Annotated in this window: 26 protein-coding genes; 19 read left to right on the forward strand and 7 right to left on the reverse strand. The window is 67.2% G+C overall.

Annotated elements, in window-relative coordinates; all coding sequences use genetic code 11:
- Positions 1–39 precede the first annotated feature (39 nt).
- The 3 genes from OG394_RS26920 to OG394_RS26930 all read left to right on the forward strand — a co-directional run bounded on the left by OG394_RS26920 (position 40) and on the right by OG394_RS26930 (position 2,655).
- Entirely contained in the window at positions 40–774 is a 735-nt protein-coding gene (locus tag OG394_RS26920) for a Type 1 glutamine amidotransferase-like domain-containing protein (protein ID WP_328989873.1), read from the forward strand.
- Positions 775–792: 18 nt separating this feature from the next.
- Entirely contained in the window at positions 793–1,740 is a 948-nt protein-coding gene (locus tag OG394_RS26925; RefSeq protein ID WP_328989874.1) for a threonine ammonia-lyase, read from the forward strand.
- A 93-nt stretch (positions 1,741–1,833) separates the two neighbouring features.
- Positions 1,834–2,655: a DUF3152 domain-containing protein gene (locus tag OG394_RS26930; RefSeq protein WP_328989875.1), complete on the forward strand. Its 822-nt coding sequence runs from the start codon at positions 1,834–1,836 to the stop codon at positions 2,653–2,655.
- Positions 2,656–2,658: 3 nt separating this feature from the next.
- Here the strand turns inward: OG394_RS26930 and OG394_RS26935 are convergent, their stop codons facing one another.
- The gene (locus OG394_RS26935) at positions 2,659–3,201 is read right to left on the reverse strand and encodes a MarR family transcriptional regulator (protein WP_328989876.1); all 543 of its coding nucleotides are present in this window, start codon (positions 3,199–3,201) and stop codon (positions 2,659–2,661) included.
- A gap of 365 nt (positions 3,202–3,566) precedes the next feature.
- On the opposite strand from OG394_RS26935, the gene OG394_RS26940 reads away from it, so the two are divergent.
- From OG394_RS26940 to OG394_RS26955, 4 genes are all read left to right on the forward strand, one after another.
- Positions 3,567–3,797, forward strand: coding sequence for a hypothetical protein (locus tag OG394_RS26940; protein WP_328989877.1), 231 nt, complete (start codon positions 3,567–3,569; stop codon positions 3,795–3,797).
- A 328-nt stretch (positions 3,798–4,125) separates the two neighbouring features.
- A complete protein-coding gene (locus OG394_RS26945; RefSeq protein ID WP_328989878.1) occupies positions 4,126–4,443 on the forward strand; it encodes a class I SAM-dependent methyltransferase in 318 nt (105 codons plus the stop codon).
- A gap of 248 nt (positions 4,444–4,691) precedes the next feature.
- Positions 4,692–6,458, forward strand: a complete 1,767-nt coding sequence (locus OG394_RS26950; RefSeq protein ID WP_328989879.1) for a PHP domain-containing protein — start codon at positions 4,692–4,694, stop codon at positions 6,456–6,458.
- On the forward strand, positions 6,455–7,072 hold the full coding sequence (locus tag OG394_RS26955) for a hypothetical protein (RefSeq protein WP_328989880.1): 618 nt from the start codon (positions 6,455–6,457) through the stop codon (positions 7,070–7,072). Before OG394_RS26950 ends, OG394_RS26955 begins: the two co-directional genes overlap by 4 nt.
- A gap of 514 nt (positions 7,073–7,586) precedes the next feature.
- On the opposite strand, the gene OG394_RS26960 is transcribed toward OG394_RS26955, so the two are convergent.
- Positions 7,587–8,663 (reverse strand): IS110 family transposase, encoded by a 1,077-nt coding sequence (locus OG394_RS26960; RefSeq protein ID WP_328989881.1) that lies wholly within the window; start codon positions 8,661–8,663, stop codon positions 7,587–7,589.
- A 476-nt stretch (positions 8,664–9,139) separates the two neighbouring features.
- Between OG394_RS26960 and OG394_RS26965 the strand changes: the two genes are divergently transcribed.
- The 5 genes from OG394_RS26965 to OG394_RS26985 all read left to right on the forward strand — a co-directional run bounded on the left by OG394_RS26965 (position 9,140) and on the right by OG394_RS26985 (position 13,694).
- Positions 9,140–10,318, forward strand: coding sequence for a M4 family metallopeptidase (locus tag OG394_RS26965; protein WP_328989882.1), 1,179 nt, complete (start codon positions 9,140–9,142; stop codon positions 10,316–10,318).
- An 85-nt stretch (positions 10,319–10,403) separates the two neighbouring features.
- The gene (locus tag OG394_RS26970) at positions 10,404–11,183 is read left to right on the forward strand and encodes an IclR family transcriptional regulator (protein ID WP_328989883.1); all 780 of its coding nucleotides are present in this window, start codon (positions 10,404–10,406) and stop codon (positions 11,181–11,183) included.
- Between the two features lie 103 nt (positions 11,184–11,286).
- Positions 11,287–12,162 carry an amidohydrolase family protein gene (locus OG394_RS26975; protein ID WP_328989884.1) on the forward strand — a complete coding sequence of 292 codons (876 nt, stop codon included), beginning with the start codon at positions 11,287–11,289 and terminating at the stop codon, positions 12,160–12,162.
- A complete protein-coding gene (locus tag OG394_RS26980; protein WP_328989885.1) occupies positions 12,159–13,103 on the forward strand; it encodes a dihydrodipicolinate synthase family protein in 945 nt (314 codons plus the stop codon). Before OG394_RS26975 ends, OG394_RS26980 begins: the two co-directional genes overlap by 4 nt.
- A gap of 66 nt (positions 13,104–13,169) precedes the next feature.
- Entirely contained in the window at positions 13,170–13,694 is a 525-nt protein-coding gene (locus OG394_RS26985) for an NADPH-dependent FMN reductase (protein ID WP_328989886.1), read from the forward strand.
- A 71-nt stretch (positions 13,695–13,765) separates the two neighbouring features.
- Here OG394_RS26985 and OG394_RS26990 read toward each other — a convergent pair whose 3' ends face one another.
- A complete protein-coding gene (locus OG394_RS26990; RefSeq protein WP_328989887.1) occupies positions 13,766–14,533 on the reverse strand; it encodes a metallophosphoesterase family protein in 768 nt (255 codons plus the stop codon).
- A 211-nt stretch (positions 14,534–14,744) separates the two neighbouring features.
- Between OG394_RS26990 and OG394_RS26995 the strand changes: the two genes are divergently transcribed.
- A complete protein-coding gene (locus OG394_RS26995) occupies positions 14,745–15,743 on the forward strand; it encodes an LLM class flavin-dependent oxidoreductase (RefSeq protein WP_328989888.1) in 999 nt (332 codons plus the stop codon).
- 115 nt (positions 15,744–15,858) lie between these two features.
- On the opposite strand, the gene OG394_RS27000 is transcribed toward OG394_RS26995, so the two are convergent.
- A complete protein-coding gene (locus OG394_RS27000; protein ID WP_328989889.1) occupies positions 15,859–16,356 on the reverse strand; it encodes an Lrp/AsnC family transcriptional regulator in 498 nt (165 codons plus the stop codon).
- Between the two features lie 126 nt (positions 16,357–16,482).
- Between OG394_RS27000 and OG394_RS27005 the strand changes: the two genes are divergently transcribed.
- Positions 16,483–17,637, forward strand: a complete 1,155-nt coding sequence (locus OG394_RS27005; RefSeq protein ID WP_328989890.1) for a trans-sulfuration enzyme family protein — start codon at positions 16,483–16,485, stop codon at positions 17,635–17,637.
- Positions 17,638–17,722: 85 nt separating this feature from the next.
- On the opposite strand, the gene OG394_RS27010 is transcribed toward OG394_RS27005, so the two are convergent.
- Complete coding sequence (locus tag OG394_RS27010) at positions 17,723–18,298, reverse strand: ClpP family protease (RefSeq protein ID WP_328989891.1); 576 nt, start codon at positions 18,296–18,298, stop codon at positions 17,723–17,725.
- Positions 18,299–18,418: 120 nt separating this feature from the next.
- Here OG394_RS27010 and OG394_RS27015 point away from each other — a divergent pair, with 120 nt between their 5' ends.
- The 5 genes from OG394_RS27015 to OG394_RS27035 all read left to right on the forward strand — a co-directional run bounded on the left by OG394_RS27015 (position 18,419) and on the right by OG394_RS27035 (position 21,319).
- Positions 18,419–18,754: a helix-turn-helix domain-containing protein gene (locus tag OG394_RS27015; RefSeq protein ID WP_328989892.1), complete on the forward strand. Its 336-nt coding sequence runs from the start codon at positions 18,419–18,421 to the stop codon at positions 18,752–18,754.
- A 372-nt stretch (positions 18,755–19,126) separates the two neighbouring features.
- Positions 19,127–19,453, forward strand: a complete 327-nt coding sequence (locus OG394_RS27020; RefSeq protein ID WP_328989893.1) for a PadR family transcriptional regulator — start codon at positions 19,127–19,129, stop codon at positions 19,451–19,453.
- Positions 19,450–19,803 (forward strand): DUF1048 domain-containing protein, encoded by a 354-nt coding sequence (locus tag OG394_RS27025; protein ID WP_328989894.1) that lies wholly within the window; start codon positions 19,450–19,452, stop codon positions 19,801–19,803. Before OG394_RS27020 ends, OG394_RS27025 begins: the two co-directional genes overlap by 4 nt.
- Positions 19,800–20,570: an ABC transporter ATP-binding protein gene (locus OG394_RS27030; RefSeq protein ID WP_328989895.1), complete on the forward strand. Its 771-nt coding sequence runs from the start codon at positions 19,800–19,802 to the stop codon at positions 20,568–20,570. The genes OG394_RS27025 and OG394_RS27030 overlap by 4 nt, the downstream gene beginning before the upstream one ends.
- Entirely contained in the window at positions 20,567–21,319 is a 753-nt protein-coding gene (locus OG394_RS27035; RefSeq protein ID WP_328989896.1) for an ABC transporter permease, read from the forward strand. Before OG394_RS27030 ends, OG394_RS27035 begins: the two co-directional genes overlap by 4 nt.
- Here the strand turns inward: OG394_RS27035 and OG394_RS27040 are convergent, their stop codons facing one another.
- A complete protein-coding gene (locus OG394_RS27040) occupies positions 21,320–22,231 on the reverse strand; it encodes a hypothetical protein (RefSeq protein WP_328989897.1) in 912 nt (303 codons plus the stop codon).
- Positions 22,224–22,619 (reverse strand): VOC family protein, encoded by a 396-nt coding sequence (locus OG394_RS27045; RefSeq protein ID WP_328989898.1) that lies wholly within the window; start codon positions 22,617–22,619, stop codon positions 22,224–22,226. The genes OG394_RS27040 and OG394_RS27045 overlap by 8 nt, the downstream gene beginning before the upstream one ends.
- Between the last annotated feature and the right edge of the window lie 40 nt (positions 22,620–22,659).

Genomic DNA, 22,659 nt, shown 5'->3' on the forward strand with positions numbered 1-22,659 from the left:
CGGCGTCGTGCGCGCCCCGGATGACCAAGGAAGGGCGATATGAGACTTCTCCTCACCTCGAGCGGGATCAAGAACAGCAGCATCCGCGACGCGCTGGTCGACCTGCTGGGCAAACCGATCGCCGAGTCCAACGCCCTCTTCATCCCGACCGCCATCTACCCCTTTCCCGGCGGGCAAGGCGGGGCGTGGCAGGCGATCAGCGGCAAGGCTCCATCGCCGTTGGCTGGCTTGGGGTGGAAGTCGTTGGGGATCCTGGAGCTGTCGGTACTGCCGAGCATCGAGAAGGCTGCTTGGGTGCCAACGGTTCGGGACGCCGACGCACTGCTGTTCTGGGGCGGCGACCCCCTGTTTCTCGCCAACTGGATGCGGCGCTCCGGTCTGACCGATCTCCTGCCGACACTGCGCTCAGAGGCGGTCTACGTGGGGGTGAGCGCCGGGGCTATGGCTGCTAGCTCCACTTTCGTCGAGACCTACGTCGAGCCGCCCCGCGGGAAAGACGGACCGCTGAAGTCGGAGGACGTTGTCTTCACCACGCCCCAGGGTGACGTCGACAGAATCCTGGTCACCGGGCAGGGAGCGGGCCTCGTTGACTTTGCGATCATCCCGCACCTGGACCACCTGGACCACCTCGACGCTTCCTTGGAGAACGCAGAGAAGTGGGCGGCACGGAATCCTGCGCCGACGTACGCGATCGACGACCAGACCGCCATCAAGGTGAGCGACGGCATCGTCGAAGTCGTCTCCGAGGGGCGCTGGAAGTTGTTCACTCCCTGACACGCTTAGGCTCCGGGGATGGACGAACTGGTGGGTCTCGAGCAGGTGTACGCCGCCGCGGAACGAGTGGCGGGGCGCCTGCACCGCACGCCAATGGTCGAGTCGGAGACGCTGGACGAGCGGTTCGGCGGGCGGCTGACGTTGAAGGCGGAGCTCTTCCAGAAGACCGGGAGTTACAAGGTCCGGGGCATCCTCAACAAGGTCCTCACGCTCGACGCGGACGAGCGGGGGCGAGGCGTGATCACGCTGTCCGCGGGTAACGCCGCCGGCTCGCTGGCGTGGGCCGCGCGCGCCGCCGGAGTGGCCGCCACGGTGGTGATGCCCGCGGGCGCCGTACCGGCGAAGGTCGACGCGGCCCGGTCGTACGGCGCTGAGGTGGTGCTGGTGGAGGGCGATCTGCTCGCGGCGTACGAGCGACTCCGGGACGAGCGCGGCCTCACCGCCGTACATCCCTTCGACGACCCAACGGTCATCGCCGGCGCCGGCACCATCGGTCTGGAGCTGCTGGCGGATCGCCCTTCCCTGGACACCGTATTGGTGCCGATCGGGGGCGGCGGCCTGGTCTCGGGTCTCGCGCTCGTGATCAAGGAGTTGTTGCCCTCGGCAAGGGTTATCGGAATCGAGCCGGTGAACGCCGATGTGGTCTCGCGCAGTCTGGCCAGCGGCGTACCGGAGAAGTTGCCGACGGCCCGTAGTGTCGCCGACGGACTCGCCGCGCCGATGTGCGGGGTGCACACGCTCGCGCACATCAAGCGGTACGTCGACGAGGTGGTCCGGGTCGACGACGACAGCATCGTCGAGGCGACCCGGCTGGTGATGTCGCGGACCAAACTCGCCCTCGAACCGGCCGCCGCCGCGACGTTCGCCGCCTTGCTCGAAGGCTCCGTCACGCTGAGTCCGGACGGCCTCACCGCCTGCGTGATCAGCGGCGGAAATCTCGACGTCACGACCGTGCTCGCCCGCTGAGTCCTTCGCGACGAGAAGGGTTTCAGCCCGATCAGACAAGAAGGAGGTGTGAGGACACGGTGATCAGCGGGATCGCCGCGGGTGAGGAGCGGTATGCGCAAGGCGAGGATCATCGGTCTGGGTATCGCGGCAGCGGTCGTGGCTGGAGCGATCTACCAACTACCGGCCCGCCTGTCCCAGCAGGACCAACCACGCCTGACCGCTGCCTCCACCCCCACAACCGCGCCAGTTGCCAAGGGCAAGAATCCGCCCGCCGGCCGAGGCGGGACCGACATCCGCATCACGACCACGCCGAGGAACAAGCGACCGCTCGACAGCCGCATCACCTTCCCGGTCCGCGGCAGCGCCGAGTACGACGTACTCCCTGGTGACCCGACAACGATCGGGACGGCCGGGCCCTTGCTCCGCTTCCGGGTTGTGGTCGAACGTGGAATCAAGGGGGTCGACAAGGCCGAGTTGGGCCGGTTCATCCGCGCAACGTACGCCGATCCGCGCGGGTGGACCGGCGGGGGCAAGCGCCGACTCCAGCACGTCGGCGAGGGCGAGAGCTTCGACTACGTGTTGATGCTGGTGACGCCGGCGACGCGCGACGCCATCTGCGGACACGGGTACGACCGGTACACGAGCTGCCGGATCGGGGATCGCGTCGTACTCAACGTGGCCCGCTGGGCGAACGGCGTACCGGACTATGGCGCCTCGCTGACGGCGTACCGGCAGTACATGATCAACCACGAGTCCGGCCATCGCTTCGGCAACGGTCACGAGCTCTGCCCGGCGCCGGGCGCTCCGGCCCCGGTGATGGAGCAGCAGACGCTCGGCCTCCACGGCTGCACCGCCAACGCCTGGCCGTACCTGAACGGCGAGCGCTACCGCGGCCGCCCCGGCCAATACGACGACCCGACGCCCACCACCTGAAAGCTAGAGCTGGCGGTCGCTTCGGGCCGTGACGGCGGCGGTCTCGAGGCCGTCGGCCACTGTGTGCAGGAGGCGGACCAATGTGGCCGCGTCCTCCGGGCCGAGGATGCCGGTCACCACGTCGAGGACCCGGACGGTCAGACCGTCGAGCTGGGCCAGCCGGGCGAGGCCCGCATCGCTGACCGTGACGCGGAGATCGGGCTGCAGCCGGACCAGCCCCATGGCGGCGAGATCGGTCAGCGCCAGCTCGGCCTCGGCGGACGACGTGCCGAGCTGCTGGGCGACGGATTCGGCCGAGTCGCGGCCGGCGGCGACCGCGCTGAGGATGAGGGCCGCGGGCATCTTCATGCCGACGGCGTCCTGGAGATCGAGGATGAGCGGATGGGCGTGGCCCCGGACCCGCTCAACGGCGTCGAGCAGCCGCAGGGCGGAGCCGACATCTCCCATCAGGTGCTCGGTCTGGACGGAGGCGATGCCCACCGGTGCCGGCACGAGCTGTACCGACGGCACTGTCGGAAGGGCCAGGCTGGTTTCTTCGACGGTCACGCGTCAAGCCTACGGATCGACCCAACTGACCATTTTCGGAACCCGCCCGTCTCGCCTGTTGGACGGTCTGGTAGGCCGCCTGGATCGCGTATCCGCTCAGTCGTGGTATGGGCACGCTGCGGAACCGCCGCGTGAATCGAACCGATTCGACAAAGAAGTGAACATACTTTCGAAAGCGCCCGGCGGTCGGCCGAACGGGAAATCTTGATTTCTTGATGAAACCTCGGGATCGAAGCGTGACCTGGGCCGAGATCGGACCGTTGGATCTGCGTGGTCACGAAATACCTTGGTCCACCCAGGGCATTCCAAGATCACCGCGCTCGCCCCGCGAATTCCCGACCCGACGAACTGCCCCAGGAGGACAAGTGACAACCGCCACCGCCATCCAGACGACCGAACGCCGTCGCGTGCGAGTCTGGTTCGGTGAGCATGTGATCGCCGACTACAGCGCGGAGCCCGCGCTTGCCGAGCGATACGCCCACGCCATGAGCCGTCGTTTTGCTGGACTCCGGGTCACCAACGACCCCCTGCCCGCCGTCGACCGTCTCCCCGATCCCCTGCCCGGCGAGCGCATGTGGGATGTCGCACCCCGCTGACTGAACTGGTGGCGGCAAGCGCGTCCCTTGGCCGTTCTGGCCCGCGCTTGCCGCCGCTTCTTCCTGGTAATTCCCCGGTATTACCGCGCGCTCTTTCCGAATTGCCCTGAAAAGGAATTCCGGCGCATTGTTTCGCCGCTGGCCCGTGCTGTCGTTAGGGTCATCGGGTGGGTGTGGAGCAGGAGCGGTTGGGGTCGATCCAGGCCAGCGTCGACGGGTTCAGCCAGTCGGTGCTGTCGAATCTCGGGTTGACCGCGGACGCTCGCTGCCTGGAGATCGACCCGGCGCCGGGTCGATCGCTTCCTGGCTCGCCGGTCGCCATGCCGAGGTGGTTGCCGTCGACAAGGACCTCTCGACGTACGGCGCTGATCGGCCGGAGAACCTGCGCCTGATCGAGGACGACATCCTGGCATCACCTGACTGGGGTGGGTCGTTCGACCTGATCCACGCCCGGTTCGTGCTCTGCCATCTGCCGGCCCGTAACGCTCTGCTCGCACGAGCGGTCGACTGGCTCGCGCCCGGTGGTTGGCTGGTCGTCACCGATCCGTACCAGTTGCCCGCGGCAACCTCGCCGTACCCGGTGCTGCAACGCCTGCTCGCGGCGTACGAGCAGCGCTATCGGAACCACGGCACCGACCTCACCTGATCGAGACGGGCCTGATCACCGCGGCGGACGTCGAGCAGTGGCGGGCCGAGCTGGCGGATCCGGCATTCGTGGATATCCCGCAGTTCACCTTGGCGGCCTGGGGACGTCGTGCGACATTGTCGCAGAACAAGGGAAATTCCGCGTTCTGACCGCCAACACGCTTCATCGGAACACCCCCGGTTGATCACCTGCCGGTCACCTCGGAAAGCGATGATCCCGCCGGACCCGCCATCCGAGAGGAAAACCCGATGGGGCACACGCACGACGACAGCCATGGTCACGGACATGGGCACGGCCACGGCCATGGGCACGGGCACGGGGATGACCATCACCACCCGAACACGGAGCTGGACGAGCCGACCCTGGCGGCGCTCGACAGCTCGATCAAGGACACCGAGTTGTCGCCGACGGAGTTGTCCCGGCGTGGGTTGCTGCGCTCGGCCGGCATCCTCGGCGGTACGGCGGCCCTCGGCCTGACCGGTGCCCAGGCTGCCGCCGCGGGGCCTGCGTCGCACGACGCTGGTGACGCGTTCCACCGTCCCGGCCGGCCGAACGTCTGGCTCGCGGGTGATCACCACATCCACACCATGTTCAGCTCCGACGGCATGTACCGGGTCATCGACCAGGCTCGCCACGCGGCGGCGTACGGGCTGGACTGGCTGGTCATCACCGATCACGGCGGTGCCACGCACGCCCGGATCGGCGTCGACCTGGTCAACCCGGAGATCAAGGCGGCTCGTGCCGAGCTGAAGAACACGCTGATCTTCCAGGGCCTCGAGTGGAACATCCCGGCCGCGGAACACGGCACAGTGTTCGTCGCACCGGGCTCGCGTGAGGTCGAGATCCTCAAGCAGTTCGAGAACAACTACGACGGCAGCGTGAAGAACGCCGGCGCGAATACGCCCGCCAACGAGGCGCTCGCGGTCCAGGGCATCCAGTGGCTCGGTCAGCAGGTCGACCGCCAGCGGGTCAAGGACGCGCTGTTCCTGGCGAACCACCCGGCGCGCAACGGGATCGACAGCCCGCACGAGATCCGCGGCTGGCGCGACGCCGACCCGCGAATCGCCGTCGGGTTCGAAGGCGCGCCCGGTCACCAGGCCGGCGGTCTGCCCAAGGGCATCGGGCCGGGTGGGGCGCGCGGTCTTTACGGCAACGCGCAGGGCCCGAACTCGTTCCCGGGTTACCCGCCGGAGAGCTACCGCACCTGGGGTGGTTTCGACTGGATGACCGCGACCGTCGGTGGTCTGTGGGACAGCCTGCTCGCCGAGGGCAAGCCCTGGTGGATCAGCGCGAACTCCGACTCGCACGTCAACTGGACCGACACCTCACGTCGTCCGGACGGCTCCGACCAGGCGCAGTTCAACCGCGACGGCCGGTACGGCGATCCCGTCTACGGCAACCACGTCAACACCAGCGCGGCCGACTACTGGCCCGGGTTCTACAGCCGCACGCACGTCGGCGCCGAGAAGCGCGACTACCTCTCGCTCATGCAGGGGCTGCGGGCCGGGCGGATGTGGGTCGACCATGGCGCGCTCGTCCGTGGGGTCGAGCTGGAAGTGCGCGAGGTCGGCAAGCGGCACGGCGAGCCGCTCGGTGGCACGCTGCTGCCGAAGCGCGGGCGGCCGATCGAGCTGGTCCTCCGGATCACCCCGCAGAACGTGCCGAACTGGTCGCAGTTCATCCCGAAGCTGAACCGGGTCGACCTGATCCGCGGCGCGGTCAACCTGGCCGGCGTCAGCGACCGGGACAGCTTCATCGCGCCGGACACCAAGGTCATCCGCCAGTGGGACACCTCGGGCAAGACCGAGACGTTCGAGATCGTCTACCCGCTCGGCCGGGCCGACGAACCGTTCTACGTCCGGGTCCGCGGCACCGACGGGAACCGCAGCCAGCCGGGCTCACTCGGCTCGGCGATCGACCCGGCCGGTCCGCAGCTCGACGTCGTCGGTTCGGCCGATCCGTGGGTCGATCTGTGGTTCTACACCAACCCCATCTGGGTTCTGCCCCGCCGGTGATCATCGCCGTCGACGCCGGTTCGCCCGGAACGGTCGAGGCCGAGCATCTCTGCCACGAGTTGCTCGGCCTCCTCCCCGACGCCGAAATCGCCTGCACCCACTGGGTCCCGGCCACCCCCACCGACCACCTCTCGGACGACGTACTGCCGGCCCACGTCGCCGTCTCGATAACGTTGCCCGAGGCCACCAAAGCGACGGTACGACGACTGCGTCACCGCGCGGACGAGGAAGACCTCGGCCTGGTCATCTCGTGGCCGGGGACAACCGCAGCCGGGGCGACGACCACGCTCGGCCCGGCGCAATTGGTCGCGGGCGCGCGCCTCGCCTCGGCCGAAGGGTCGCCGCGTACGGCGGGCAGGCTCTTCCGTTTCCCCGGCCAATCGGCGGCCCGCGGCCGTCTCACCGCCCGCGACCTCCGCGATCGTGCCGGTATCGACGTCATCGAAGGCATCGGCGGTACGCCAGTCCACGACGACTCCGTGATCGACACGATGAACTTCATCCGCCCGATCTGGCGCTCGGCCCAGTCCGTCCTCCTGGTCCAACCCGCCGCCAACGACGTCCTAGTCCCCTTCGAACTAGAACACCAACAAAAGTGCTGCAGCAACCACTAGCTGCCCCCACCCAGTCGTCAGGCCCCTGACACGGTGTGCCGCTACTCATCTGGCCCCTAGCGGCACGGCACGGCGGCCGCCCGCCGCCGTTCTGTCGTGAGTGGTCATCCCTGAAGGGGTGGGGTTGTGCAAGGGGCTGGTGGGTGCGTGTTTTGTGGGGTTCCGGTCGGGTTTTGGGCAGCGTGGTGTGCGGCCGGGGTCAGGGCCGGCCGGAGGCCGCCCGGAGGGCTTGGTCTTGACGCTGGTCGTAGACCATCGCCAGCCTTGCTGTGACCGGAATGCCGGTATAGGGGTTGTGGGTCGGTTCTCCATCCCTTGTCTTGTGCAAGGGTCCGGCAGGTCGGGTTGCTCGACTGCCCTGTCATCCCTTCGCCCCGCAGGTCTTGGGGGCATGGAGTGGTTCGGCCCGCAGCGCGCGAGGTCAATCACGTACAACGACCGTGCCCTGGATCACCGGTTCGGGATCGGGAGGTCTGACCACTCAACGACCCTGCGTGCGCTGCGGTCGAGCTACTCATACCGGGTCCTGGCAGCGGGCCAGCGCACGGATCTCGTGGTCGCGCAGCCCGTAATAGACCAGGGTGAGTAGTTTGCGGGCCGCGGCGACCTTGGCGATGTTGGTACCGCGGCGTTGCTCGATGCGGTGCCGGTCGGCAGCGATCTTGGCCACGGTGGCGTGCTGCACGGCCTCCACCGCTGCCCACCGCACCAGCCGGGAGCCCTGCTTGCTGATGTGACCGCGGTGAACGGTCGTGTCGGACTCACGATGCCGCGGGGTCAACCCTGCCCAGCTGGCCAGCGCGGCGGCGTTGGCGAACCGGTGCACATCACCGATCTCGACCACGAACACGGCCGCGAACGTCGGCCCGACACCAGGCAACTGCTGAATCACCCGATACCCCTCATCACCGGCCAGCCGGGCCGCAATCAACGCCGCGAACCGGGCCTCTTCCCGATCAAGATGATCGATCAGATCCAGCAGCGACCCGACCCGGACCGCATACGCCGCCGGCAACCGGCACCCCGCCAGCCATTCGCGCCCGGCGACACCGAACAGGTCACTCACCCTCGCCCCGAGACCATTCTTGGCCAGCACCGCATGAACCTGCGCCTTCAACCCCGACCGGACCTTCACCAGCTTGGCCCGATACCGCACCAGCTCCCGCACCTCCCGCACCGGCGGCGGCGCGATCCACGCCTGCGGCAACCGCCCCATCCGCAACAAATCCGCCAGATCGAACGCGTCCCGGACATCGTTTTTCACCCGCCGGTACCTGAACCCTTTCACCCCCAGCGGATGCGCCAAATACACCTCCGCACCCGCCGCCCGCAGCTCGTCCACCGCCCAGTACCAGCCATACGTGGCCTCGACCACGACCCGCGGCACCGGACCCGCCAACCCGATCTGCTCGCGCAACACCTCACGGTCATTCACAATCCGGACCCACCCCAACGACTCACCAGACTCAGACTGACGAGCAATCACCGAACGCCGCCGATGCAGATCAATACCCACAACCTGCCGACCGTCGTACTCTGCACACATAAGGGGCCTCCTTCCCCACTCGTGCAAAACCTGCACACCGAGCATCACTCGGAAACCACGACGGGCGGGAGGCCCCGCCCCTTCATCGCATCACGTCATGACGCGTCCTCTCGTGGGCTTGTAGGGACCACTCGCGGGGCGCTGAGAACGCAGGCGAGACACGGCCACAGTGGTCCTGACTCCGTGTGGGCAACCCGCACGGCGTCGCGCCCGAGAGGTGTCCGGGCCGGACCGCCAGGTCCACACGGTGGCGCGAAACACGCCGAATGGGGACGAAACCGGTCATCGTGTGGACCTGCGCGTCCGCAATACGCGCGATCCACGGAAGGCGCGACCACTCGCGCCCAAAAATCCCCGTGAGTGGACGCGGCAGGACCTGATCACTCATGGCAGAAGGGGACGTGGAGGTCGACCGTTCGAGCCGTACGTCGCGCATTTCGCGTCCGACCGGGGCACAGGTTATCCACAGGCAACTCGCCGTAACTGTGCGTAGTTCGGTGGTTGCGGGGGATGATCGTTGTATGACGGCACATTTCATCATTCCGCCGTACCTGCTGAAGCATCTCGAGCAGACGGTCGACGATCCGGGGTTGCGCGCCGTGTTCGGGCAGTCCCTGCAGCAGGACCGGGCGTTCCGGGCGCGCTTGGCCGTGCCTTCGCCCGCGTTGAGGGCCGAGGCGCAGGCGGCGGCTGGGCTGAACCGGGTGGTTCATGACGCGGAGCGCGAGCGTACGTTGCCTGGGCGCAAGGTCAGGGCCGAAGGCGATCCGCCCTCGGAGGATGCGGCGGTCAATGAGGCGTACGACGGCACGGGCGCGACTTGGAAGATGTTCAGCGAGTGCTTCGGCCGCGACTCGATCGACGGCGCTGGGATGCCGTTGCACTCGACCGTGCACTACGACCGCGACTACGCGAACGCCTTCTGGGATGGCGCGCAGATGGTCTTCGGTGACGGCGACGGCGTGATCTTCCAGGGGTTCACCCGGTCCATCGACGTCACCGGGCACGAGTTGGCCCACGGCGTCACCCAGCACACCGCGGATCTCGTCTACGAAGGCCAGTCCGGCGCGCTGAACGAGAGCATGTCCGACGTGTTCGGCTCCTTGGCCAAACAGCACCACCTCGGTCAAAGCGCGGCCGAGGCCGACTGGATCATCGGCGCGGACCTGTTCGCTCCGGGCGTCAACGGCGTCGGCCTGCGCTCGATGAAGGAGCCCGGGTCGGCGTACGACGATCCGCGGCTCGGCAAGGACCCGCAGCCCGGGCATATGGACGACTACGTCGAGACCGAGGACGACAACGGTGGCGTGCACATCAACTCGGGCATTCCGAACCGGGCGTTCTACCTGGCGGCGACTGAGCTGGGCGGCAACGCGTACGGCGACGCGGGCAAGATCTGGTACCACGCGCTGACCTCGGGCAAGGTGTCGTCTACGGCGACGTTTGCCGAGTTCGCGCAGGTCACGATCGACTCCGCCACCGAGCTGCATGGCGCGGAATCGACCCAGAACAAGGCGGTTCGCGCTGCCTGGCAGCAGGTCGGCGTAACCCCGAAGGCGGCCGGATCCGACACCGACCTGGTCCAGACGGCCCGGCTCGGCCTCGATCCCGACCGTCCGCTCAACGCATCGCCCCAGCAGGCCGGCGAGAAGGCGCATCGCCCGGCAGCGCCGACGACTGGACCTGAGCTGTCGAGATGACCCTTCAGTAGTTCGAAGATCTGCGCGGGATGTGGGAGATAGGGTGAGCCCTACGGCAGGACTCGACGCACGGTAGGGGTGGTGGATGAGCGAGGAGCGAGCACCTTCTCCCGCTGTCGCGCGGACGCTCACCGTGCTGGAGACGCTGGTCGCCGCCGACGAGGATCTGACCCTGACGGCCCTTGCACAGAAGGCGAACATCCCGCTCGCCACCTGCGCGTCGATCGTCTACACCCTCGAGCAGCGCGACTACGCGACCCGGCGGATCGTCGGCCGCAGCCACTTCTGGCGCCCGACCCTCCGGCTGTACGGATTGGCCACCCAGCTCGTCCGCAAGGTCGACCTGTCCACGGTCGCGCAACGCGAGATGCGGGAGCTCGCGGACCAACTCGGCATGCCCGTGCACATCGGCGTACTGACCGGCGCCTCGGTGGTGTACGTCGCCAAGGCGGCCATGCCCGGCTTCATCCAGTTCGATACGTACCCCGGCAAGGTCGCGCCGTTCAACCTGACCGCCCTCGGCAAGGCCATCGCGGCGTGCCTGCCCGAAGAGGAACTCAAGCCCTTGCTCAGCCAAATGGCCAAGGGCGAGGGACCGCGCGCGCATCTCGCGACCAAGGCGAGCTTCGTTGCCGAGCTGGCCGACGTCCGCAAGAAGGGTTACGCCCTCGAAGACGAGGAGGAGCAGGCCGATATCGCCTGCGTCGCCGCCGCGTTCTTCGACTCGTCGGGCCACGTCGGTGGTGCCGTGGGCGTGACCGGGTTCGCCAAAGACCTCACCGCTCGTCGGCGTCGCGAGGCCCAGGTCGGCCTGATCGAGCTGGCCGCCCTGATCTCCCGCCGCCTCGGCGCTCCCCAAGACTGACCTCCTGCGCTTCCAGGGCTGACCTTGCCAGCGGCCCTCGTCCCTTCCTATTATTCGATCTACCGAAACTAATTTCGATATACCGAAGAAAGCAAGGTGCCGGGTGATCGTCGACGTACACGCGCACACGCCCACGCATCGCGACGCGGTGCGGGCCGACGAGCGACGCGTCTACGAGAACTGGCGAACCGACCGTCCAGTGGTGACCACGAACTCCTGGGCCGAGTACGACGAGGCGATGTCCGCCGCGGACGTCTCGATCGTGTTCAACATCGCGGTGGACGACCCGGTCGCCGCGGTCGGTCTGCCGTATCCACCCGAGCGGTGCAATGACGCGACGGCCGAGTTCGTCGCGGCCGCACCCGATCGGCGGATCGGCTTCCTGTCCGTCAATCCGCTCGACGCCGGCGCCATCGAGGAGACCGAGCGCAGTCGCGACCTCGGGCTCAAGGGCGTCAAACTCGGACCGAACTACCAGAACTTCGACCCACTCGGTGAGCCCGCCCTCGCGTACTACGCCTACTGCGAGCAGCACGGTCTGCCGATCCTCTTTCACCAGGGCGCCTCACCGATCCGGCACGCGCCTTTGCGCTATACCTATCCGCTGGTCACGGACGAGATCGCGCTGCGCTTCCCGGAACTCAGGATCGTCATGGCGCACATGGGCCATCCGTGGGGACTTGAAACCGTCGTGACGATCCGGAAGCACCCACACGTCTATGCGGATGTCTCGTCGATCTACCTGCGGCCGTGGGTGCTGTACCAATCACTGATCTCGGCGGTCGAGTGGGGTGCGACGGGCAAGCTGTTGCTCGGTTCGGACTTCCCGATCGCCAATACCGCCGAGGCCATCGCCGGTCTGTGGACGGTCAACGACATGCTCGACGGCACCAAACTGCCGCGAGTACCGGACGAGGTGATCGAGGGCATCGTGCACGCCGACGCACTCGGCGCCCTGGGGTTGGAGCTGCCGTCATGACGCTGGAAATCCTGGACTCGGCCGTCCTCGTGCGAGGTATCTCGCCGGTGCTGGAGGTCCCGTTCACCGCGGACGGCGCGGTCGACTACGACGGTTTCGACCGGGTCGTCCGGTACGTCCTCGGCACAGGCGTCAGCAGCGTGATGTTCCCGGGCTTCGCCTCCGAATTCCACAAGCTGAGCGAGGACGAGCGGGCGGCCCTGACCGAGATCCTGCTCGGCCACACCCGGCACCGGCCCGACGTCGCCGCGATCATCGCCGTCCAGGACCACGCGACTCGCCTCGCAGTCCACCGTGCCGAAGCCGCCGTCGCCGCCGGGGCGGACCTGATCAACCTGCTGCCGCCGCACTTCCTCTCGCCTTCGCGTCGATCCCTGATCCAGCACATCGAGGCCGTACTCGCCGCGGTCGACCCGGTCCCGGTCGTCCTGCAATACGCGCCGACCGAGACCGGCACCAGCCTCGACGCCGACGTCCTCGGCACGATCCAGGCCCGCCACCCGAACCTCCGCCTGGTCAAGGTCGAGTCGAGTCCACCCGGCCCACTCATCGCCGAACTCGCCGCCCGCACGCCGCCACTACCAGCCGTCGAGGGATACGCCGGCGTGCAACTACCAGACGCCGTACGACGTGGTGCCGTTGGTTCCCAGCCGGGTTGTTCGATGACCGAGTTGTACGTCGAGATCTGGCGCCTGCTCAGCTCGGGCGATCCCGGCGACTGGGAAGCGGGCTACGACCTACACCGCCGGCTGTTGCCGTACATCTCCTATTGGATGCTCGACACCGAACGCATCATCGCCGCCGAAAAACTGATCTCCACCCGCCGAGGCCTCTTCTCCAGCCCCCACTGCCGCGAACCAGCCCACCACCTCGACCCCGAAGAAGTGGCCACCATCAACCGCTTCCTCACCGAGTTCGCCGCCTACCTCCCGCCGCTCTGATGATCTGGGACACATCGCGAGTTATAGCTTGACCTCAATCGAACTTGAGGTCCTACGCTCGATGAAGTGACAGTCTTCCGCCTCGCCGTCGTTTGCCGCAGCCTCGCGCCCGAGCGATTCGGCGGTACGGCGACCGCGTGGTTCGCGCGGCAGGTCGATTCGCGCGACGACTTCAAGCCTGACGTCATCGATCTCTCGGCCACGCCGTTGGCGGAGTTGCCCGGGCGGATCGACCAGGCGGACGCCATCGTCATCGTCGCGCCCGAGTACAACCACGCCTACCCCGGCGACCTCAAGACCGCGATCGATGCCGTCCGCGAACCGTGGGCCGCAAAGCCCGTCGCCTTCTTGACGTACGGCGGCCGGTCGCGAGGCCTGCGTGCTGCCGAACAACTCCGCCTGGTCTTCGCCGAACTCCACGCCGTCGCCATCCGCGAAGGCCTCAGCTTCCACGACGTACCCGGCAGCTTCGTCAACGGCGACCCCACCGAACCCGGCACCACCGAAGCCGCCACCCTCCTCCTCAACCGCCTCGCCTGGTGGTCCCACACCCTCCGCGAAGCCCGCACCCAAACCCCCTACGTCCTCTGAGCCCCGGCCGTCTTTCCGTTCATCGGACCCTTGTGACGCGGCGTGTCGGCATTCATCGGACCCTTGTGACCTCAGTTGGTCGAGCGGCCGTCCCGTGGTGCGAAGGAGGTCAGGGCCTGAGCGTCGCTTGAAGTGGCTCGGAGGTAGTACTCGGCCCAGTCACGCCGTTCGGGGTAGCTCGAGTCGGCGACGACACTCGCGATCGCGGCGTCGATGTCCACCGCGGTCGATCGAAGCGTGACGGCTCCGTCTCGCAGGAGTGCCCAGGACCCGCCCGGGCGCCCGTAGGGCATGCCGACACTGCCTGGGTTGATCACCAGCCGACGATCGACGAGGCGGGTGAAGGGCATATGCGTGTGCCCGCAGACCACAGTCTGGACATCGGCCGGTAGGTCGGCGAATGCCTCAGCCCAGCGGTCCAGTCGGGTGTCGACCAAGACGACCTCGTCATCGTCGCGAGGGGAGCCGTGGCAGAACAGCACCGGGCCGAAGCCCGTCACATCAAGGGTCACGGGGTGGGGCAGGCCCGCAAGCAGTGCGACGTGCTCGGGCGACAGTTGCTTGGCGGCCCACATGTCGATCTCGTAGGGCTCGCCGACGGTCGACGGCCTGCCTTCGGCTAGCTCGACCAGTTCGCGGTCGGCGTTGCCTCGGACGAGCACGACACGGTTGCCCAGCGCGGTTAGGCGATCCAGAACCGCGACCGGCTGTGGGCCTGCCGCATGATCACCGGTGACCACGATGGCTTCGGCGCCGGCGACATCGGGATCGGCCAGCACCGCGTCGAGCACCGGCAGCACGCCATGGATATCAGACAGAACCGCGACACTGCTCACCATTCCGCGACACTCGCAGCCCGATTGCCCCGACGCAAGGTTGGCGCGGTAGGTCAGCGTCGCGCGGGCTGAACTCGTCAGAAGGGACCGATGATCCGCGACACGCCGCGTCACAACGGCCCGACGAACGGAAGAAGACACGCCGGGGAGGTGGAATGCGGGAGGGGTGGCGTGGGTTGGGGGGAGGGTGACCGCCGACTTGTTGCCTTTGTCTGTGCTTGATCTTTCGCCGGTGCCTTCGGGGACCGCGCCTTCCGCGGCGTTGGGGGAGACGCTCGAGTTGGCGCGAACGGTCGAGGCGGCCGGGTATCACCGGATTTGGCTGGCGGAGCATCACAACATCCCGAGTGTGGTGAGTTCGACGCCTGAGGTGATGATCGCGGCCGTCGCCGCCGTCACGAAGGACATTCGCGTCGGTTCGGGCGGGATCATGCTGCCGAACCACTCGCCACTCAAGGTCGCCGAGACCTTCCGCGTACTCGCGGGCCTGCACCCGGGCCGGATCGACCTCGGCATCGGCCGCGCCCCCGGCACCGACCAGCGCACCGCTCTCGCACTCCGCCGGAGTCGCGAGGCGTTGGGCGCCGATGACTTCCCCGAGCAGTACGCCGAGATGCGCGCGTATGCGGAGGGCTTCCCCGCGGGCCACCCCTTCGCGCCGATCACCGCGCAGCCGTCCGACGTACCGCTGCCGCCCGTCTGGATCCTCGGTTCCAGCGCGTACGGCGGCCAGGCGGCGGCCGCCCTCGGTGCCGGGTTCGCGTATGCGGGCCACTTCGGCGAGCTCGACCCGGCGGCCGTGATCGGGTCGTACCGCGAGATGTTCCAGCCTTCGCCCGACCAGGCCGAGCCGCATGCCATCGTCTCGTTCGCGGCCATCGTCGCCGAGACGGAAGAGCGCGCGCAGCAGCTCGCCCGGGCGAACGAGCTCTCGATCCTGCGCCTGCGTTCCGGTCGGCCCGGCCCGATGCCGACCCCAGAGGAAGCGGCCGCCTACCCGTGGACCCCGGAGGAGCGCGCGGCCGTGAAGCAGTGGGCCGGCCTGGCCTCTGTCGGTACGCCGGACCAGGTCGCCGCCGAACTGGCCGACCGAACTCGTCGAGCCGGCGCGGACGAGCTGATGGTCATCACGTCGGTCCACGACCCCGTCGAACGCCGCCACTCCTACGACCTGCTCGCCAACGCCTGGGGCCTAACGCCACGCGCCAGCTAAACCTCCTCCTTTTTCATTCATTCGTCGCAAACCGCCCTCTTCCCCTCGCCGACCCGCACAGGTCCGCTGGGCTGCGAGGGCGGTTTGCGACGAATGAATGAAAAAGGAGGGAAGGCTAGAGCGAGTGCGTCCCCGGGACGTGTTCGAAGATCAGACTGGTCTCCGCGTGCACCACCGCAGGATCTGCGGTCAGATGATCGAGCACGAAATCCCTGAGCGCGTCGGGCGACTCGGCCGCCACATGCAACAGATAGTCGTTCGCGCCGCTGAGATGAAAGAGCGCGAGCACACCCGGTAGCTCCGGCGCCTTCGCGCGGAACCGATCGACCTCGGCGCGATTGTGCGCGCCGATCCGCACCGCGACCATCGCCTGCAACGGACGGCCGAGCGCGGCCAGATCCACCGCCGCGTGGAACCCCCGGATGATGCCGCGCTGCCGCAGCGACCGGACCCGGGCCAGACAGGTCGACGGCGCTATCCCGACCGCGTCCGCGAGCGCGTTGTTCGCCATCCGGCCGTCGGCCGCGAGCAAGCGGACCAGTTCGCGATCCACCTCATCGAGCGCAGGCACGGGCCGCGGTGGCGGTCCGGGCGTCCGACGATCCTTCGGCATCTGCTCACTCTAGGGCTCTTCCACAGAATCCACAGGCTGTGGATGAACCTGTGGACGAACTTTATTCGGAACTCTTGCACTGATTCCGCACATAGTTCGATCCTCAGTTTGACCTGAGGAGGCGCGATGAACCAGCTCGACACCCGTTCTGTGCATGCCGGCCGCGAGGATCTGGCCGAATTGGGCGTGCACGTACCGCCGATCGACCTGTCCACCACCTATCCGCTGCCCGGCGTCGACGCGGGCGGGGCGGCGTACGACGAGTTATCCACAGGCGGCCACCCGACCGGCAGCCTCGTCTACCAACGGCTGTGGAATCCGAATGTCGCGCGCCTCGAAGACGCTCTCGCCGACCTGGAGTACGCCGAGGCGGCCGTCGCGTTCGGCTCGGGCATGGCCGCGCTCACCGCGTGCCTGCTCGCCACCGCGGCCGCGGGTTATCCACATGTGGTCGCACTCCGGCCGCTGTACGGCGGCTCGGACCACCTGCTCGCCAGCGGCCTCCTCGGTACGACGGTCACCTGGGTCACCGCCTCGGACCAGATCGCGCGCGCCATCCAGCCGGACACCGGACTGGTCATTGTCGAGACGCCGGCCAATCCGACCGTCGACCTGGTTGATCTGGACGAGGTAAGCCGGCAGGCCGGGCGTGTCCCCGTGCTTGTGGATAACACCTTCGCGACGCCGATCCTGCAGCAGCCGATCCGGCATGGCGCGAGCCTCGTGCTGCATTCGGCCACCAAGTTCATCGGCGGCCACGGCGACGTGATGGGCGGGCTCGTCGCGACCACCGGCGACTGGACCGCGCGACTCCGCCAGATTCGCGCGATCACGGGCGGCCTGCTCCACCCCCTCGCGGCGTACGAGCTGCACCGGGGATTGCAGACGCTGCCGGTTCGGGTCCGTGCGCAGCAGGAGGGCGCGGGCAAGGTGGCCCAGTGGCTGACGAACCACCCGGCGGTGGAGGTAGTGCACTACCCGGGCCTGCCCGAGTGCGATCCGCTCGGGTTGATCGGGCGGCAGCAGGCCGGGCCGGGCGCGGTGCTCGCGATCACGCTCATGGGCGGGTACGACGCGGCCGTCCGCGCGGCCGGGCGGTGCCGCCTCATCACGCACGCCGTTTCGCTCGGCGGCGTCGACACATTGATCCAGCACCCCGCGGCGCTCACGCATCGCCTCGTACCGGGTGATGCGAAGCCCGCGGCCGGCGTACTGCGCCTGTCGATCGGCCTCGAGGACCCGATCGACCTGATCGACGACATCGACCAGGCGCTGCTCTAAGTACTAGTGTCCTGCGCCGGAAGTTGTTCGAGTGATTTCGGCGCCTGAACACCGAAATCACTCGAACAACTTCCGGCGCAGGACACTAGGCGGGTACTGGGGCAGTGGTCAGGATCTTGTCGACGATGCCGTAGTCCTTGGCCTGCTCAGCGGTGAACCAGCGGTCCCGGTCGAAGTCTTCCTCGATCCGCTCGAGGGTCTGCCCGGTCCGCTCGCTGAGCAGCTTGGCCATCTCCTTGCGGACCAGGATCATCTGCTCGGCCTGGATCCGGATGTCGGCCGCCGTTCCGCCCATGCCGCCGGACGGCTGGTGCATCATGATCCGCGCGTGCGGCAGGGCGAACCGCTTGCCCTCGGCACCGCAGGCCAGCAGCACCTGACCCATCGAACCGGCGAGCCCCATCGCCACCGTGGCGACGTCGTTGCTGATGAAGCTCATCGTGTCGTAGATCGCGAGCCCGGCGGAGACGGAGCCGCCGGGGGAGTTGATGTAAAGGAAGATGTCCTTGTGCGGGTCCTCCGCGTTCAGCAGCAGGAGCTGAGCGCAGACGGCGTTGGCGTTTTCGTCCTTGACCTCTTCACCCAGTACGACGATCCGCTGCCAGAGCAGACGCTGGTAGATGTGCTGGTCGAGCCCGTTCGGCTGCTTGTTCTCACTCATGTTTCCCAGCGTCGTCGCCCGGGGCCGATGAATGGGCGGAATCTGCCCGTGGCAGATCTGCCTACCGCAGATCCTCGCGAGTGGCAGACTGGGAGCAACGTCCGGACCGAGGAGGGGCCAGTGCTGCTACGCCAGGTGATCGGGAACGTGTTCCGCCGGATCCGGCTCGAGCGGGGTATCACCCTGCGCGAACTCGCCGAGCTGGCCCAGGTGTCCGTGCCGTACCTCTCCGAGATCGAGCGTGGCCGCAAGGAGCCGTCGTCCGAGATCCTCGCCGCGATCTGCCGCGCCCTCGAGCTCGACCTGACCGACCTGCTCGACGAGGTCCAGTTCGACCTGGCCGCCTTCCGCGAGCCGCAGCGCCTGGAGACCACCTCGATCCAGGTCGCCTCCACGTCGTACGCCCCCACCTCGTACCGCTCCTCCACCCCGCAGGCGTACGCCCTCGTCGCCTAACGCTCCAACCCCGCGATGCGCATCGCGCCGCTTCGCGAGAGTCACCAGGTCCGCGTGAACTGCGTCGTGCCCGACTGAACGCGCCCTTCGAGAGTTGGCGGGGCGCGAGCCGGGCGCGCCGTTGGAAACCATGACGAAATACCGTCGTCGAGCTGATTGAGGACGACGATGCCGCCGGCCGGGGCGTACTCCTGCCCCGCGGTCGACCGCCTGAGGTGCTGACCTCCTAGCGGGCGCTGGCCCCTCTTCGCCGCGCTCCTATCCGCCGCTCCCTGCACGCACAGTGGGCGGCTTGACAGACCACTACTCGGTGACACAGACTACTGGTACTTCGTATCACTACATACCGAGTTGGGAAAGGAGGGCAGTGCCGTGGAGAACATCACCGAGATGTTGAAGGGCGTGCTCGAGGGCTGCGTGCTCGAGATCATCAGCCGCGGTGAGACGTACGGCTATGAAATCGCGTCGTCCCTGCGCACGCTCGGCTTCGTGGACGTCGTGGAAGGCACGGTCTACACCATTCTTCTGCGACTCGAGAAGAACAAGCTGGTCGATATCGAGAAGAAGCCGTCCACCATGGGCCCGCCCAGAAAGTTCTACTCGCTGAACAAGGCAGGCCAGGCCGAACTCGATGCTTTCTGGGCCAAATGGGACTTCGTCTCGCTCAAGATCAATGAACTGAAAAAGGGGAACCAATGAACAACTTCCTGAAGAAGATCCTCGGGGACAAGAAGGAGTGGCGGGCCATGGAGGCGCGGGCCGACGCGCTGCCGGAGGACTACCAAATCGTCTACACCGAGATCAAGTCGTACATGTGGAAGTTCACGGCCGGCGACGGGATGGATGTCGTCGCGATCCTGAATGATCTGCTCGGGCTGTTCGAAACCAGCGCGGCAGACGGCAAGCGCGTGCTGGAAGTCACTGGCGAGAATGTGGCCGAATTCTGCGACGAGCTTTTGCGGAACGCCAACACCTACACCGAGAACTGGCGTGAGTCGCTGAACCAGAACGTGGCGAAAAAGCTCCGGCGTAAGGGGACAGAGCAGTGACGGACATCGCCATTGAGATAAAAGGTCTGACGAAGTCCTTCAAGGAGACGAGCGTCCTGAAAGGTGTCGACCTCGAAGTGCGGCGCGGAGAGATCTTCGCGCTGCTCGGATCGAACGGCGCCGGCAAGACGACGACGGTCAACATCCTCTCGACGCTGCTCAAACAGGACGGCGGCACTGCCAGCGTTTTCGGCTTCGACACCCAGAGTCAGTCGGAGCGAGTGCGCGAGCAGATCAGCCTGACGGGACAGTTCGCCGCCGTCGACGGCATTCTCACCGGTCGGGAAAATCTCGTATTCGTCGCCAGGCTGCGGGCCGTTTCCAACCCGACCCAGGTTGCCGACGATCTGCTTCAGCAGTTCGGGTTGACCGCCGCGGCCAACAAGCGAGTCGACACCTATTCCGGTGGCATGGCCCGACGGCTCGATATCGCCATGAGCCTCGTCGGAACGCCGCCGGTCATCTTCCTCGACGAGCCGACCACGGGACTCGACCCAGAAGGACGGCTCGAGGTCTGGAAAACCGTCAAGAAGCTCGCCGACGACGGCACGACGATTCTTTTGACCACGCAATACCTCGACGAGGCAGAACAACTCGCGGACAGGATCGCCATCCTGCACGGCGGGAAGATCATCGCGAACGGAACGCTCGACGAACTCAAGCGGCTCTTCCCGCCCGCGGAGGTCGAATACATCGAAAAACAACCGACCCTGGAGGAGATCTTCCTCGCCATCATCAGCAAAAAGGGAGACGAGGTAGACCGATGAGAGTTCTACGCCACACGGTCATCCTGTTCGGGCGTTCCATGCGCCACATCCAGCGCAGCCCGGACACGATCATCACCGTCGCGATCACACCGATCATGCTGATGCTGCTGTTCGTGTACGTCTTCGGTGGCGCGATCAACGCCGGCACCGACAACTATGTGAACTACATGCTGCCCGGCATTCTCCTGATCGCCATTGCCAGCGGCGTCGCCTACACCGCTTTCCGGATCTTCACCGACACGCAAAAGGGAATTGTCGCCCGGTTGCAATCCATGCCCATCGCGCGCTCCGCAGTGCTGTGGGGGCACGTGCTGACCTCGATGGTGTCCAACGCGATCTCGCTGCTCATCATCATCGGAGTCGCCGTGGCGATGGGCTTCCGGTCCAGCGCGAATGTGGCTTCCTGGCTCGGCGCGGCAGGCATCCTCGCCCTGTTCACGCTCGCGCTGACCTGGCTGGCGGTCATTCCCGGGCTGACGGCCAAGACCATCGACGGTGCCTCCGCGTTCTCCTACCCGCTGATCTTCCTGCCGTTCATCAGCTCCGCCTTCGTGCCCACCGACACCATGCCGGGCCCGGTCCGCGCGTTCGCGGAGAACCAGCCCGTCACGGCCATCGTCGAGACGCTGCGCTCCTTGCTCAACAGCCAGCCCGCCGGTGCCGACATCTGGACCGCACTCGCCTGGTGCATCGGAATCACGGTCGTCGCCTACATCTTCGCCATCAGGGTTTACAAGCGAACCCAGTGATCAGCCGATCAGACTGGTCAGGCGCTCGGTAGAGATGCAGGACGTCAGGCAGCGCTCCTTCGCGTCGCCGAGGAGCTTCGCGGTCCAGCGGGTGAAGCCGCCGTCGCCGAGATCGGCATCACCGGCCGCGATGCCGATCGCCGTGCCGTCGTAATAACCCGCGCTCTTCGTCCTTAGAGCGTCCTCGGTCAGTTCGAGCTTGGGCCGTACGGTGTCCTCGATGCGATCCCGTACGACGTTGCGCGCCGCGGCCGCCTTGGGGTCGTCCGTCCCGAACGTGGTGAACGTCAACCGCGCGCGCTGATCCGGCACCAGCCGGCCGAGTACGTCCTGCCAGAAGCCGAGGTGGTCCAGCAGCATCTCCGCCTCGGCCCGTCCCGAACCGGCATCGCGCCGGCTCGACACCAACGCGAACAACTCGAAGTGCGCGAACATCCCGGGCCCGTCGACCGTCTGCGCACGCACCACGCGTTGGCAAGCGGCCAGGTCGGCCCGCTCCGCGCCGGCCTTCCGGCGTACGGCGGCTTCCAGCGCGAGGTTGTTGGTCGGGTCGCTCGCCACCTCGGTACCCCGGATGGTGCTGAGCACGTTGTTCTGCGGCACGGTCGATACCGCGGACGTCACGCCGAGCGGCGCCACGGGCGAGAGCTCGACGCCTTCGAATCGCGGGGGCAAGGCCTCCCACAACGCCGCGCGGGTCTTGGCCAGCCGCCGCGGGTCGATCTCCGAAGGCCGCACGAACCGGTCGTCCGCGCGCCGACGCATCAGGCGCGCGGGCGTGACCTGGGCCGCGCGGCTCCGGGTCACCTCCATCAACACCGCTTGCAGATCGGCCGGGCTCAACCCCTCGCAAAGGCCCTCCCGACTCCCCTCGGGCAAGGTCGCCCAGGCCCGGCGCGCTACCTCATTCATCCTGGTTCGCCTCGGTACGGCGATCGGCGGGACCGCGCTCGACGCAGAACTCGTTGCCCTCGGGATCGTGCATGGTCACCCAGCCGGTACCGTCCGGGCGGCGGTGATCGTTGTAGATGGTGGCGCCGATCGTCTGCAGCCAGGCCACCTCGTCATCGCGGGTCCGCTCGGTGGGCTGCAGGTCGAAGTGGACCCGGTTCTTGACCGTCTTGTCATCGGGGTTCTGCTCGAACAGCAGGTCGGCACCGTCCTTGGTCACGACCAGCACGCTGTCGTCCTCCGGCTTGTCGTCCGGGTGGACGTGGCCGTCGACCACCTTGGCCCAGAACGTGGCGATCTCGTACGCGTTGTGGGCGTCGAACGTGATGTGCCGAACCAGTGAACTCATGGCCGAACAATGCCCAATCTCACGCGTCCCCGCCAACTGG

The sequence above is a fragment of the Kribbella sp. NBC_01245 genome (assembly GCF_036226525.1).
Lineage (GTDB): Bacteria > Actinomycetota > Actinomycetes > Propionibacteriales > Kribbellaceae > Kribbella.

Excerpts from the sequence above, each read along its gene's own strand:
- OG394_RS27045 (WP_328989898.1), bottom strand. The coding sequence starts at position 22,619 with ATGAGTTCACTGGTTCGGCACATCACGTTCGACGCCCACAACGCGTAC.
- OG394_RS27005 (WP_328989890.1), top strand. The coding sequence starts at position 16,483 with ATGAACCAGCTCGACACCCGTTCTGTGCATGCCGGCCGCGAGGATCTG.
- OG394_RS26980 (WP_328989885.1), top strand. The coding sequence starts at position 12,159 with ATGACGCTGGAAATCCTGGACTCGGCCGTCCTCGTGCGAGGTATCTCG.
- OG394_RS26950 (WP_328989879.1), top strand. The coding sequence starts at position 4,692 with ATGGGGCACACGCACGACGACAGCCATGGTCACGGACATGGGCACGGC.
- OG394_RS27010 (WP_328989891.1), bottom strand. The coding sequence starts at position 18,298 with ATGAGTGAGAACAAGCAGCCGAACGGGCTCGACCAGCACATCTACCAG.
- OG394_RS26965 (WP_328989882.1), top strand. The coding sequence starts at position 9,140 with ATGACGGCACATTTCATCATTCCGCCGTACCTGCTGAAGCATCTCGAG.
- OG394_RS26930 (WP_328989875.1), top strand. The coding sequence starts at position 1,834 with ATGCGCAAGGCGAGGATCATCGGTCTGGGTATCGCGGCAGCGGTCGTG.
- OG394_RS27025 (WP_328989894.1), top strand. The coding sequence starts at position 19,450 with ATGAACAACTTCCTGAAGAAGATCCTCGGGGACAAGAAGGAGTGGCGG.
- OG394_RS27040 (WP_328989897.1), bottom strand. The coding sequence starts at position 22,231 with ATGAATGAGGTAGCGCGCCGGGCCTGGGCGACCTTGCCCGAGGGGAGT.
- OG394_RS26990 (WP_328989887.1), bottom strand. The coding sequence starts at position 14,533 with ATGGTGAGCAGTGTCGCGGTTCTGTCTGATATCCATGGCGTGCTGCCG.
- OG394_RS26960 (WP_328989881.1), bottom strand. The coding sequence starts at position 8,663 with ATGCTCGGTGTGCAGGTTTTGCACGAGTGGGGAAGGAGGCCCCTTATG.
- OG394_RS27035 (WP_328989896.1), top strand. The coding sequence starts at position 20,567 with ATGAGAGTTCTACGCCACACGGTCATCCTGTTCGGGCGTTCCATGCGC.
- OG394_RS26925 (WP_328989874.1), top strand. The coding sequence starts at position 793 with ATGGACGAACTGGTGGGTCTCGAGCAGGTGTACGCCGCCGCGGAACGA.
- OG394_RS26920 (WP_328989873.1), top strand. The coding sequence starts at position 40 with ATGAGACTTCTCCTCACCTCGAGCGGGATCAAGAACAGCAGCATCCGC.
- OG394_RS26970 (WP_328989883.1), top strand. The coding sequence starts at position 10,404 with ATGAGCGAGGAGCGAGCACCTTCTCCCGCTGTCGCGCGGACGCTCACC.
- OG394_RS27000 (WP_328989889.1), bottom strand. The coding sequence starts at position 16,356 with ATGCCGAAGGATCGTCGGACGCCCGGACCGCCACCGCGGCCCGTGCCT.